Raw genomic sequence first — 14,073 nt, 5'->3', positions numbered from 1 at the left:
CCCATCGTCGTTGCCGGCGCCGCCGGCGGGCAGACCGACCCGACCCAGGTGGACATCACCATCAATTGCTAATCCAGAAACAGACAACGAAAAATCGGTGTGATCAATTATTTCAACCACATCGGCTAGTTGTATAGGCAAAAAAACGCTCTCTATGTTATGAAATCCATCTGCACGTTTTTCAACTACATTTAAACCTAAATTAATTTTACAATTAGAAAAAGCCAGCATAGCGCAAATGTAAACAATATCAAACAAATCATTTTACAGGCAAACGAATAAAAAACCAAATACAACAAGCTTATTATCAGGCACAAACAAAATATTTTAATCAAATTTAATTTTGTAAATTTGCCACCTTATAAAACACCATGACATACTTAGATTTTGAAAAACCCATTGGGGAGCTTATAGAGCAACTTGATAAAATAAAACAAGCGGCCGAGAAGGGAAAGATCGATGTTTCGAAAGCTGTAACCGATCTTGAAAATAAAATTCAAGAAAAGCGTAAGGAAATATTCCAAAACCTTACACCGTGGCAACGAGTGCAGGTTTCTAGACATCCGGAGCGCCCTTATACCTTATCGTACATAGAAGCTATAACAAACAATACATTTATAGAACTGCATGGCGATAGAACTGTAAAGGACGACAAAGCAATGATTGGCGGTTTTGGAAATATAAACGACCAAACATTTATGTTTGTTGGTCAGCAAAAAGGCAACAACACCAAAATGCGTCAGTACCGCAACTTTGGGATGCCTAATCCGGAAGGATACCGCAAAGCGTTGCGATTAATGAAGCTAGCCGAAAAATTTAACAGACCCATTGTTACGTTTATTGATACTCCCGGAGCTTACCCCGGCTTAGAAGCAGAAGAGCGTGGGCAAGGCGAGGCAATTGCAAAAAACTTATTAGAAATGACACAGCTCAAAGTGCCGGTAATATGTATTATTATTGGCGAGGGAGCATCGGGTGGTGCGTTGGGCATTGGTATTGGCGATAAAGTATTGATGTTGGAAAACACCTGGTATTCGGTAATTTCTCCGGAATCATGCTCATCTATCCTATGGCGCAGTTGGGATTTTAAAGAACAAGCCGCCAGCAGCTTAAAACTTACTGCCAACGACATGATGGCTCAAAAACTGATAGACGGAATAGTGCCGGAACCTATTGGTGGTGCACACTCTAACCCTAGCCAGATTTTTGAAACGGTAAAAAATGAAATACTTAAACAGTACAAAGACCTTAAAAAACTATCTCCGGAAGACCGAATAAACAAAAGAATTGAAAAATTTTCGGCCATGGGGGTGGTCAATGAGTAATAGATGTAGTAAATTTGCAAAGCAAAAACAAAACAATCGTATGATAAAAGTAAATAAAAGTGTATTCGTAATTTTAGGTGCTACTCTATTAATGAGTGCATGTGGCGGAAACAAAGAAGAACAAGTAGTAGATGTACAAACAACCACAGATACGCTTAGCCAAGATGTAAGAGGCGATATGACCATTTTACGAGGCAGCATTCCATCGCCTAGCGATTTAACCTCTGTTCTATCAAAAGCAGGGTACAATTACAATAAAAACTCGATGAACTCTACCTCTAAAGCATCTTCGTATAGTTCTAAATTTCAGCAAGCGGCTAATTTAGGCGGATACGGGGCTTGTTTGGGCTATGCAACTGCCTACAAACAAAACCAAGATGTAATTGATTACATGGCACAAATGAGCAAATTGGCTAAATCTATTGGCATAGATAGCGCATTTGACCCGGAGTTTATGAAAGCTGTTTCTGAAAATATAGGAAAAGAAGACACCGTAAGAAGATTAATTGATAGAGCGTACGATAAAGCAGAACGCAATTTAAGATCAAACGACCGAGTGGAAGTTACAACACTTGTTGTTGCAGGTGGATGGGTAGAAGGATTGTACATTGCTTCGGACATTATTGGCGGAAAACCAAAAGACGATAAAAATGCAATTGCATACGATCAAATTTATTCGCACATAAATGCATTGCCTTATGTGATAGACTTCTTATCGCACTTCCCTAAAAACCAAGATTGCATTAATTTATCAAAAGAATTAAAAGAATTGCGAGACATTATTGACCCACTAGCTAAAACAAAAGATTTTAACCAAGAAAATGTGGCAAAAATAAAAGAAGCAATTACACCCTTACGAAACAAAATTGTTTCGTAAAAAACATACTACTTGTTAAACAAAACGTCCTGCTAATTAGCAGGACGTTTTGTTTTTAGAAATAAATAGATGAAAAATAATAGCCACTTTATGGCGCAAACCTAGCCAAATACAGACGTGTAAGCTCCCCCAAAAGTTGAGCCCTGTAAAAATAGAAAATCGACAAGCAGCTACTGCTGCGCGCTCAATTGAGAAAATACAACTTTAACTAGAAAAACAAGTAAAAAAAGCGTATATTTGTAGTATAATTCATACATTAACTATCAAAAACACACATAATGACTGATTTTTCATACATAAATTGGTTGGCTATGAGCGATGGTGCTATTGTTGGTATGCTGGGTAGTTACATAAAACACCATCGACTGGAGCAGAATATAACACAAGATCAATTGGCTACAAACACCGGCATAAGCCGCTCTACACTGGTAGATTTAGAGCAAGGAAAAAGCGGCAACTTGCTTACATTTATTCGATTACTGAGAAGTCTTAACCTATTGAACACATTGGACGCGTTTCAAGTAAAACAACAAATAAGCCCTATTTTATTAGCTGAGCAAGCGCAAGCCCAATACAAACGAGCTTCTAAAAGAAAAAACATAAGCAAAAAACGTAATACCGATTGGTAATGATAACAACGGCTTTTGTAAAAATATGGGAACACCGTGTAGGAGCTGTTGTATGGGACTCCGCAACAGGGCTAGGCTATTTTGAGTACGATGCAGCTTTTCTGACCAAAAAGCTAGACTTATCCCCCATTAAAATGCCTATTGGGAATACTCGCAAGCCTGTATTCTCGTTCACTGAAAATAAAGAGAGCGCTACCTTTAAGGGATTACCAGGATTGTTGGCAGATGTATTGCCCGACAAATATGGAAATGCATTAATTAATGCGTGGCTCACAACCCAAGGCAGGCCTAGCGATAGTTTAAATCCGGTAGAACTACTTTGTTTTATTGGCACACGTGGAGTTGGAGCATTGGAGTTTGAACCTGCTATACCAAAAGATAAGAGCCAAGCAACCTCCTTAGAAATAAGCAGTTTAGTAGCTATAGCAGAAAAAATAATACACAATAGAAAAGATTTTAGCAGCAGTCTTAAAAAGAATGAAGAAAAAGCGTTGTTAGATATTTTAAAAATAGGCACATCTGCCGGGGGCGCCAGAGCCAAAGCATTGATAGCCTACAACCCTAAAACAAAGGAAATACGAAGCGGACAAGCCGATGCACCGAAAGGCTTCTCGCATTGGATAATAAAATTTGATGGCGTTACCGATAAGCAATTTGGTGCATCGAGCGGTTATGGGCGCGTAGAGATGGCTTACTACTTAATGGCTAAAGATGCCGGCATTGAAATGATGGAAAGCAGGCTACTAGAAGAAAACGGCCGCGCTCACTTTATGACCAAGCGATTCGACCGATTACCCAATAACGAAAAGCTCCACATGCAAAGCTTTTGCGCCCTGCAGCATTATGATTTTAACGATATTACTTTATACAGTTACGAACAACTGTTTGAAACCATGCGTATGCTAAGCTTACCTTACCCGCAAGCAGAGCAGCTTTACAGGCGAATGGTGTTTAATGTACTGGCACGAAATTGTGACGACCACACCAAAAACTTTGCCTTCTTGATGGATAAAACCGGCAAATGGCAACTATCTCCGGCCTATGATATTTGCCACGCTTACCGCCCAGAAAGTGAATGGGTAAGCCAACAATCGTTAAGTGTAAATGGGAAAAGAAAAAACATTACCCGAACAGATTTACTTGCTGTTGCAAAGCAAATGAACATAAAAAAAGCAGATGCACTAATTACCGAAATTGCAGAAGTAGTAAGCAATTGGGAGCACTATGCAAAAAAAGTAAAGGTGAATAAAAAATTGATGAAGGCGATAGGAAAAACATTGGAGAATAATAACGTTCTTTAATTTTAGTAACTTAAACTATGTTGTGATTAACAAAAAGTACTATTAAAACTAATTATAAATACTTACAAACGTTTACAAATACGCTTGCGCAAATCTGCAAGTTATGACCAAATTTTGACATGAACACATACAAACTCCTCTTATTGTTATCTTTTCTGTTAACTCTTGGCTCATGCGATCCAGTTCACAGCATCAAGTTAGAGAACAAGACGAAAGACAAAATTGATTTATTTTATAATCATTCTGGAGATATCGAAATCACATCTCCCTTGGAAATTAAAACGGTGGAAATAAAAGGTGAGAAATGGAATAAATTAACGTTAGACTCAAACCAATATATTTATATCGGACAAATCATTGCAAACTATACCCCTGAGCCGACAGACCTTACAATAGAAAAGTTAATAGTGGTGTTTGGCTCAGACACAATATATTTACGAGGGAAAAATGCAATCTATTCTACACTCTATCGAGCAGACAAACTTGACTGGAGGTTAACAATAAAAAAATAAACCTGGCCATAACAGCGGCCAAAATCAAACGGGCTGACGAGCTGCAACCCAACCTTAGCTTAGCGCCCCCCGTACGCGCTAAGCTGAAGACAAGGCAGTGAGATGGAGCTTAGTGCGTAATATTTCTTGTAAGCTGTGCTTTTAGCCCTTGTTGGTGTTGTCACCAACAAGTGACCAATTCGCCTACATCAGTCATTTCTCCGCCACCTACAAAACCCTTTTTCTAATTCACCATTTAGGTTAAATTTGTACATTATAACTAAAATACTACTATGCAAACCATTGCTCCTTATAAACCCAAAAACAAAATTCGTATTGTAACGGCTGCTTCCTTATTTGATGGGCACGATGCCGCCATTAATATTATGCGCAGGATTATTCAGGCAACTGGCGTAGAGGTTATACACCTTGGGCACGACCGCTCCGTGAAAGAGATTGTTGATTGCGCCATACAAGAAGATGTGCAAGCCATTGCTATTACGAGCTACCAAGGCGGGCACGTAGAATTTTTTAAATACATGTACGATTTGCTGAAGGAAAAAGGATGTCAACAAATTAAAATATTTGGTGGCGGTGGTGGAACCATTCTACCTGCTGAGATTGAAGAGCTTCACCAATACGGCATTACCCGCATTTATTCTCCAGACGATGGCCGCGCCATGGGCCTGCAAGGCATGATCAACGACATGATTGAAAAATGTGATTTTGCGACTGGCACCAATTTAAATGGAGAAGTAAAACACATAGATAAAAAAGAAGCTAAATCAATTGCCAAACTTATTTCGGCAGCCGAGAATTTCCCTGCTGAGTCCGCTGTATTCATCAAAGAAATTGATGCAATAGCAAAAACAAAAAAGATTCCTGTTTTGGGAATTACCGGAACAGGAGGAGCTGGAAAATCATCTCTAGTAGATGAATTGGTTCGCAGATTTTTATTAGACTTTAAAGACAAGAACATTGCTATTATTTCTGTAGATCCTTCGAAACGCAAAACAGGAGGGGCTTTGCTAGGCGATAGAATTCGCATGAATTCCATTAGCAACGACCGTGTGTACATGCGCTCGTTAGCTACACGACAAAGCAATTTAGCATTATCTAAATACGTGCAAGAAGCTGTAAACATTGTAAAAGCAGCAGGGTATGATTTAATTATTTTAGAAACATCGGGCATTGGGCAAAGCGATACAGAAATATTGGATCACTCGGATGTATCGCTATATGTAATGACACCTGAATATGGCGCTGCTACTCAGCTCGAAAAGATTGACATGCTGGACTTTGCAGATGTTGTGGCCTTAAACAAATTTGACAAACGAGGCGCATTGGATGCGATACGCGATGTAAAAAAACAATACAAGCGCAATAGACAGCTGTGGGATGCAGACGACAGCACACTTCCAGTATTCGGCACCATCGCATCTCAATTCAACGATCCAGGCATGAACACCTTATACAAGGCTGTAATGGCAAAGATTGAAGAGAAAACAGGAATCGCGCTCCACTCCTCTTTATTGGCAACAGGAGAAATGTCGGAAAAAATATTTATCATACCGCCTGCCAGAACCCGCTACCTAAGCGAAATATCGGAGAATAACAGAAATTACGACAAGTGGGTAAGCGAACAATGCGAAATTGCCGACAAACTATTTGGTATCAAAAAATCAATTGAGTCGATTAGAGAAACCAGTATTGACGATAAAGACAGACTGATTAAAAAACTAGAAGAAACCTATGCAGAGATAGAACTGAAGTTGGATGGGCAATGCAAGAAAATACTGCAAACCTGGGATGCTAAAGTAGCTAATTACAAAAACGAATTTTATGTGTATAAAGTTCGTGACAAGGAAATAAAAATTAAGACACACACAGAAAGCTTATCGCACCTGCAAATCCCGAAAGTGATAACACCTCGCTACAAAGGTTGGGGAGATATTTTGCGTTGGAACTTATCGGAAAATGTACCGGGTGAATTCCCTTATGCTGCAGGCGTATTCCCCTTTAAGCGCGAAGGCGAAGACCCAACACGCATGTTTGCCGGAGAAGGCGGACCAGAACGTACCAACAGACGCTTTCATTATGTTTCGCTAAACATGCCTGCCAAACGCTTATCCACAGCCTTCGACAGCGTTACACTATACGGAAGAGACCCAGAGTATCGTCCGGACATTTATGGAAAAATAGGAAACTCAGGTGTTTCTATTTGTTGTTTGGATGATGCCAAAAAATTGTACTCCGGATTTAATCTTGCAGATCCTGCTACTTCTGTATCCATGACCATTAATGGTCCGGCAGCAGTGCTTACCGCATTTTTTATGAATGCGGCTATTGATCAACAATGTGAAATTTACATCAAACAAAACGGACTTGAAAAAGAAGTAACAAAAAAGATAGAAGATATTTATAAAAAGAAGGGCACCAAACGTCCTACCTATCAAACTTCCTCCCTTGAGGAAGGTCAGGAGGGTGTTCTTCCAGAAGGCAACAATGGCCTAGGGCTCATGCTGCTTGGTGTTACGGGCGATCAAGTTTTACCAAAAGATGTGTACGAAAAAATTAAAACCGACACCTTAAAAGCAGTGCGCGGTACTGTTCAAGCAGACATTTTAAAAGAAGACCAAGCACAAAACACCTGTATTTTTTCCACCGAATTTTCGTTGCGCTTGATGGGCGATGTACAACAATATTTTATTGATAAAGACATTCGCAATTTTTATTCGGTTTCTATAAGTGGCTACCACATTGCCGAAGCGGGCGCCAATCCTATTTCACAATTGGCATTCACCTTGGCAAATGGTTTTACCTATGTAGAATATTATTTGAGCCGTGGGATGGACATCAATAAATTCGCTCCGAATTTATCGTTCTTCTTCTCCAATGGCATTGACCCTGAATATGCTGTAATAGGCCGTGTGGCAAGGCGCATTTGGGCTAAGGCGATGAAATACAAATACAAAGCCAACGAACGTTCGCAAATGTTGAAGTATCATATTCAAACATCGGGCCGCTCGCTGCATGCACAAGAAATAGATTTTAACGACATACGTACAACACTACAAGCGCTGTATGCGATATACGATAATTGCAATTCGTTACATACCAATGCCTATGATGAAGCCATCACCACACCTACAGAAGAAAGCGTGCGCAGGGCAATGGCCATACAGCTTATCATTAATAAAGAATTGGGCTTAGCTAAAAACGAGAATCCGTTGCAGGGCTCGTTCATTATTGAAGAATTGACTGACCTAGTGGAAGAAGCTGTACTAAGCGAGTTTGACAAAATTACCGAGCGAGGTGGTGTATTAGGCGCGATGGAAACCATGTACCAGCGAGGAAAAATACAAGAAGAGAGCTTGTATTACGAAACATTAAAACATACAGGAGAGTTTCCAATTATTGGAGTAAACACGTTCTTATCTTCAAAAGGCTCTCCAACTATTAGTCCGAAGGAAGTGATACGTGCAACGAAAGAGGAAAAAGAATATCAAATAACTATGTTGAGTGAATTGCATAAATCAAATTCATCATTAACAGCACAATTACTCAGCGATCTTCAATCGGCCGCTATTCAAAACAAAAATATTTTTGAAAAATTAATGGAAGCCGGAAAGTATTGTTCCTTAGGGCAAATTACCGCTGCGCTGTTTGAGGTCGGAGGGCAATATCGAAGAAATATGTAAATATACTATCCGTAGATCCGCCCACTGGCAGATGTAAGAGAAGTTTCGGAGGAATTTTAGTTTAGAAAATTTTTAAATTATTGAGAATAAAAAATGTGGCATACCAAAATGAAAAATGCATCTATCAATACATCAAAAATTTTGATTTCACTGTTTCTTTATATTTTCTTTAGCTCAAATCTTATTAGCAGCGACAGTACGCATGTAAAAACTATACAAAAAAAAGTAGATGATATTGATAAACTAGTGAGTACCTATAAGGAAATTAAATATAAAAACACCTGTGGTGTAATTGATGGTTCTTTGAAAATGTACGATGCAAATAATAAAATTGTAAAAGTTTCAGACAATGGTATCGGAGATGGTCACTTAGCTGCAAGTAAGTGGTCGCACACGTTTTATTATGAAAATGAGGAATTGATTTTCTCGAAAAAATCGTTAACATATTATAATGATCGAACTGAAAAAACTAGAACAGACGAAACTCTCGAATATTTTATAGCCAATCAACTAATAATTCAAATAATAAATGGAAAAACAATAAGTCTGAAAAAAAAAGAATCGATTAATGCCAACGACTATAGGTATCAATTACTCCTTATTAAAACAAAAGAAGAGTTGAATAGGCTTAATTGCCCTCCTGAACGCAAATAGTAACCCCTCGTTGAGTGAAGCGTCTCGCTACACTCTGATTTAACAAGGTCTCCAGCCTAATGAATTTACACATTTATTCGCACTAGAAAAACACAGCAAAATTGAGTAAATTTACACTGTTTATAAACAAACCATGTTTCACTCTTATATACAAAACATGTGAGAAATATCTACTTTAGAGTTGAAACCATTTTAACTACTAGGATGAAAAATTGCACACTGTTAATTATTTTAATTCTATGGGGAAATTTACTCAAGGGAGAAATTCTCGATAAGTATTGTGGGACAATTGAAACAAGTATTCTACCCTTTATTTTACAAATAGTAATTTTTTCATGCATTAGCTTTGTATTATGCAAAAAAAACAAAGGATTTATTTTTACAATTCCCATAATTCTAATCTTATTTTTTTGGTTCTACCCAATTGCTAATAATGATTTAGATGGCACAGGAAACCTAATTGAAATTTATTCTGAGATGAGTTATAACGGAAATAGCAATGATGAATGTGCACTTTATTTCAATCCAACTCTATTTATTCTTGGAATAGCAACCATAATAATATCGGGTGTGATTGGCAGAAGATCGGGTCAATCACCTAAATAGTAGTTTTATTGTAAAAAACTACCGCCCGCCTGTTGAGTGTAGCGTCTAGCTACACTTCAATTTAAAAGGCACTCACTCATCCACGTTTGTAACTAGGATGTATTTATTATGCGTTTGCAACGTCCTTCCAAAATTTTTTTTTAATAAACAGCATTCATTCGCATTTTTCGGGTTAAAATTGCCTATTCATCAACAACTAATTGTTCATTTCAAGCTACTAGCAAAAGTGCTATTCCCATTTCATTTTTTATATTTGTACTACACCATATAGTTTACACCAAATAAACACCATGCGCTTAATAGCCTTTTTATTTTTTCAACTTCTGCTATTAAGTTCCATTGCTATAAGTCAAGTAATCATTAAACACCCAAATGGCCTTATTAAAGAAAAAGGAGACACGTTAAACGGCTTTAAACATGGCGTTTGGGAGTATTACGATTACCAGGGCTATTTGATTGAAAAATACACCTACTCAAAAGGTATCAAACAAGGTGAAATGGTTATTTACCACGACAATGGCGAAGTAAAAGAAAAGGGAAATTTAGTAAGTGGAAAATACGAAGGCGAAATACTTAGCTATTATAGCAATGGCAAGCTTTTTCAAAAAAGAACCTTTGTAAACGGTATAGAAAACGGTGAGTTTATTTTATATTTTGACGATGGAAACCCTAAGAAAATTTGCACATACACCAATGGAAAATTAAATGGCGAATTGATTGAGAATTACGAAAACGGAAATAATAAGCTAAAAGCCAATTACCAAAACGGCAAGCTGGACGGGCAATGGACACGCTATTTCCCAACCGGTCAAATGAAAAAAACCGGAAAATATATGAATGGAAAACGAACAGGAGATTGGATGCTGTACGATGAAGATGGGGAAATTATTAAAAAACATGAGTATTAGTATTAGTAATAAACTGCATTTGCATTTTACGGCTAACCAATTTTATAACAACACCCACCTACTAACATGATAGTCGATAAATTAGAAAACATCACCATTTATAATGGTCTAGGAGATAGATTTAAAAAGGCATTCGAATACCTTACTAAAACTAATTTTAAAGAATTAGAAAACGGAAAATATAGTATTGAAGAGGATACGATATTCGCAATTGTAATGGAATACGCAACCAAAGATGCGAACGAATGCAAATTAGAGGCGCACAAAAAATATGCAGACATACAATACATCATTGAAGGAGAAGAACAAATTGGAGTTGCCATTTTAAAAAATCAAATACCTACAACCGCTTATAACTCTGAGAAAGACTGTGCTTTCTACACCGCGCCCATTTCACTCATAAAATTGGAAACAGGTCTATTTGCTATTTTCATGCCGCATGATATTCACATGCCGGGAATACAAGTAAACGAAAGCAAATCACTAAAAAAAGTAGTTGTAAAAGTTAAACTATAAAACCGATAATAATTCCATGCTAACCATAAACCCGAAAGAGGTAAAAACATCTGTATTACACTCTTACCTATTAGGAGCTGTAGCACCACGACCTATTGCTTTTGCAAGTACGATTGATAAAAATGGAACTCCCAATTTAGCGCCATTTAGCTTTTTCAATGTATTTAGTGCAAACCCACCCATTGCAATATTTTCACCGGCAAGAAGCGGTAGAACTGGCGCTACTAAGCACACCTACGACAACATAAAAGAAGTACCCGAAGTAGTTATCAATGTTGTTAACTATAATATTGTACAACAAACATCGCTTGCAAGTACCGAATACCCTAAGGGAACAAATGAATTTGAAAAGGCAGGATTTACCCAAATCAAATCAGAATTAATAAAACCTTATAGAGTAAAGGAATCTCCCGTGCACTTGGAATGTAAAGTAAATCAAGTGATAGAACTCGGAACACAAGGCGGTGCGGGCAACTTGATTATTTGTGAAGTTGTACTCATGCATATCGATGAAACAGTTTTAGATGCTAATAAAAACATTGACCCATTTAAAATTGATTTGGTAGCAAGGCACGGAGGAAATTGGTATTGTAGAGCAAATGGCGACTCACTTTTTGAAGTTGCCAAACCTCTGTTAACAATGGGAATTGGCGTAGATCAAATTCCGGCATCAATAAAAAATAGCAGCGTTCTAACCGGTAATAATTTAGGGCAATTGGGAAATGTAGAAAAACTGCCCTCAACCGAAGAGATAAATGCATTTAAAAATACGCTTGAACAGAGGTTGGCTTCGTACAAGGGAAATACACACAACAAAATTCATTCTGTTGCACAACAGCTATTGGCTGAAAACAAAGTTCACGAAGCATGGATGACGCTTCTATCCGAATAAATATCTGTTTTAATCTAAAATAATTCTTCAAAATCTACTACCTTAGGAAGAAGAAGAAATTGGCTTGAATACAAATTATTTAGACACCCCAATTGAATACATCAAAGGCGTAGGGCCTCAGCGTGCCGATGCGCTAAAAACAGAGCTGCATATTTTTTCGGCAGAAGACCTTATAAAACATTATCCATATAGATACGTTGACAGAACTAAGTTTTACAAGGTACGCGAAATAAATGCCGACATTCCCTATGTACAGGTAATGGGGAAAATTATTGATATGCGCACTGTTGGCGAAAAAAGAGCCAAACGATTTATTGCTACATTAAAAGATGAAACAGGAGAAGTTGAGTTGGTTTGGTTTCAAGGCATTCGTTGGATTGAAGAGAAAATCAAATACCACACTACCTATATTATATTTGGACGTCCAAATATATATAACGGAAAAATTAACCTGCCCCATCCTGAAATAGAAGAAAAAAACGAAGAAAACACTACACTTGCCAGTGCATGGCAAGCTCTGTACAACACTACCGAAAAATTAAAATTCAAAGGTCTTGATAGCAAAGGAGTTGGAAGAATAATAAAAACAGCCGTTAGCGGGCTTGCTACACATCCCATAGAAGAGACAATTCCAAAAACTATAATTCAGGAATTAAAACTACTCGATATTTCATCTGCCCTAAAAAATATTCATATCCCGGCAAATGCCGATTTACTAAAGCATGCAGAATACAGACTAAAATTCGAAGAGCTTTTTTATGTTCAACTTAAACTGTTGCGCAGCAAATTAATCAGACAAAAAACATATGCCGGGTTTCAGTTTTCAAAAGTGGGAGATTACTTCAATAATTTTTACAACAACCATTTACCCTTCCCTTTAACCAATGCGCAAAAGCGCGTTATCAAAGAAATTAGAGTGGATATGGGTTCGGGCAAGCAAATGAATAGGTTGCTGCAAGGCGATGTAGGCAGCGGAAAAACATTGGTTGCTTTAATGACTATGCTTATTGCGCTAGATAATGGATTTCAAGCCTGCTTAATTGCACCTACCGAAATACTTGCACAACAACACTTCCAAACACTCTCGCAATTATTGCAACCAATGAATATTAAAATTGGCTTACTCATTGGATCTTCTAAAACCAAGGCTAGAAAAGAATTACACGAATTGTTGCGCAACGGAGAAATGCATTTATTAATTGGGACACACGCCCTACTGGAAGATGAAGTGCAATTTCAAAATTTAGGATTGGTTGTTATTGATGAGCAGCATCGATTTGGTGTTGCACAACGTGCACAAATGTGGAAAAAAAACACACAACCTCCACATGTATTGGTAATGACGGCAACTCCCATTCCACGCACCTTAGCCATGACATTGTATGGAGATTTAGATGTTTCCGTTATTGATGAAATGCCTCCCGGGCGTAAACCCATACAAACCATACACCGCTTCGATTCGCAGCGACTAAAAGTATTTGCTTTTATAAAAGAAGAAATACAAAAAGGCAGACAGATTTATGTTGTGTATCCATTAATTGAAGAGTCTGAAAAACTTGATTTGAAAAATTTAATGGAAGGATACGAAAGTATGGTAAGAGAATTTCCATTGCCCAACTACCGCATTAGTATTGTGCATGGAAAGATGAAACCCGCAGATAAAGATTTTGAAATGCAGCGCTTTGTAAAAGGCGAAACACAAATAATGATTGCAACTACCGTAATCGAAGTAGGCGTAAACGTGCCCAATGCAAGTGTAATGATTATAGAAAATGCAGAACGATTTGGATTATCACAATTGCACCAATTGCGTGGACGTGTGGGAAGAGGTGCGGAAAAATCGTATTGCATTTTAATGTCGTCATACAAACTCTCTACAGAAGCCAAAACACGCATAGAAACAATGGTTCGAACTGTTGATGGATTTGAAATAGCCGAAGTAGATTTACGACTAAGAGGCCCCGGAGACATAAGCGGTACGCAACAAAGCGGGTTAGTTGATTTACGACTAGCAGATTTGGCTAAAGATGCTCACATCTTGCAACAAGCTCGTAACATAGCATCTGAGCTTTTGAGCACGGATCCAAATTTAGAAAAACCGGAACATAAATGTGTGGTAATTAATTTGAAAAGACTCAGAAAAGACCGACCAAACTGGAGTAGAATTAGCTAA

Annotated in this window: 13 protein-coding genes; 12 read left to right on the top strand and 1 reads right to left on the bottom strand. The window is 37.9% G+C overall.

The genetic code is table 11. The annotated features are described in order from the left end of the window. Window positions 1-258, bottom strand: a 258-nt coding sequence (locus J0M08_13020) for a hypothetical protein (protein ID MBN8703982.1), incomplete at its 3' end; no start/stop codon positions are given. Between the two features lie 113 nt (window positions 259-371). Here J0M08_13020 and J0M08_13015 point away from each other — a divergent pair. The 12 genes from J0M08_13015 to recG all read left to right on the top strand — a co-directional run bounded on the left by J0M08_13015 (window position 372) and on the right by recG (window position 14,073). Then, complete coding sequence (locus J0M08_13015) at window positions 372-1,325, top strand: acetyl-CoA carboxylase carboxyltransferase subunit alpha (protein ID MBN8703981.1); 954 nt, start codon at window positions 372-374, stop codon at window positions 1,323-1,325. Window positions 1,326-1,365: 40 nt separating this feature from the next. Then, window positions 1,366-2,202 carry a hypothetical protein gene (locus J0M08_13010; protein ID MBN8703980.1) on the top strand — a complete coding sequence of 279 codons (837 nt, stop codon included), beginning with the start codon at window positions 1,366-1,368 and terminating at the stop codon, window positions 2,200-2,202. A gap of 278 nt (window positions 2,203-2,480) precedes the next feature. Beyond that, window positions 2,481-2,831, top strand: a complete 351-nt coding sequence (locus tag J0M08_13005) for a helix-turn-helix transcriptional regulator (GenBank protein ID MBN8703979.1) — start codon at window positions 2,481-2,483, stop codon at window positions 2,829-2,831. Next, window positions 2,831-4,132, top strand: coding sequence for a type II toxin-antitoxin system HipA family toxin (locus J0M08_13000; protein ID MBN8703978.1), 1,302 nt, complete (start codon window positions 2,831-2,833; stop codon window positions 4,130-4,132). Before J0M08_13005 ends, J0M08_13000 begins: the two co-directional genes overlap by 1 nt. A gap of 119 nt (window positions 4,133-4,251) precedes the next feature. Next, window positions 4,252-4,644 (top strand): hypothetical protein, encoded by a 393-nt coding sequence (locus J0M08_12995; protein MBN8703977.1) that lies wholly within the window; start codon window positions 4,252-4,254, stop codon window positions 4,642-4,644. A gap of 272 nt (window positions 4,645-4,916) precedes the next feature. Continuing rightward, window positions 4,917-8,324 (top strand): methylmalonyl-CoA mutase family protein, encoded by a 3,408-nt coding sequence (locus J0M08_12990; GenBank protein MBN8703976.1) that lies wholly within the window; start codon window positions 4,917-4,919, stop codon window positions 8,322-8,324. Between the two features lie 93 nt (window positions 8,325-8,417). After that, complete coding sequence (locus J0M08_12985; GenBank protein MBN8703975.1) at window positions 8,418-8,978, top strand: hypothetical protein; 561 nt, start codon at window positions 8,418-8,420, stop codon at window positions 8,976-8,978. A gap of 204 nt (window positions 8,979-9,182) precedes the next feature. Then, window positions 9,183-9,584 carry a hypothetical protein gene (locus J0M08_12980; protein ID MBN8703974.1) on the top strand — a complete coding sequence of 134 codons (402 nt, stop codon included), beginning with the start codon at window positions 9,183-9,185 and terminating at the stop codon, window positions 9,582-9,584. A gap of 290 nt (window positions 9,585-9,874) precedes the next feature. After that, complete coding sequence (locus J0M08_12975; protein MBN8703973.1) at window positions 9,875-10,492, top strand: toxin-antitoxin system YwqK family antitoxin; 618 nt, start codon at window positions 9,875-9,877, stop codon at window positions 10,490-10,492. A gap of 66 nt (window positions 10,493-10,558) precedes the next feature. After that, complete coding sequence (locus J0M08_12970; protein MBN8703972.1) at window positions 10,559-11,008, top strand: YhcH/YjgK/YiaL family protein; 450 nt, start codon at window positions 10,559-10,561, stop codon at window positions 11,006-11,008. 16 nt (window positions 11,009-11,024) lie between these two features. Then, on the top strand, window positions 11,025-11,900 hold the full coding sequence (locus J0M08_12965) for a flavin reductase family protein (protein MBN8703971.1): 876 nt from the start codon (window positions 11,025-11,027) through the stop codon (window positions 11,898-11,900). A gap of 64 nt (window positions 11,901-11,964) precedes the next feature. Beyond that, complete coding sequence (gene recG / locus J0M08_12960) at window positions 11,965-14,073, top strand: ATP-dependent DNA helicase RecG (GenBank protein ID MBN8703970.1); 2,109 nt, start codon at window positions 11,965-11,967, stop codon at window positions 14,071-14,073.

Source organism: Bacteroidota bacterium (assembly GCA_017303975.1).
In the GTDB taxonomy this organism is placed as follows: Bacteria; Bacteroidota; Bacteroidia; order JAFLBG01; family JAFLBG01; genus JAFLBG01.
Note: the sequence above shows the minus strand (reverse complement) of the source record. Positions and strands in the feature narration are given on the sequence as shown.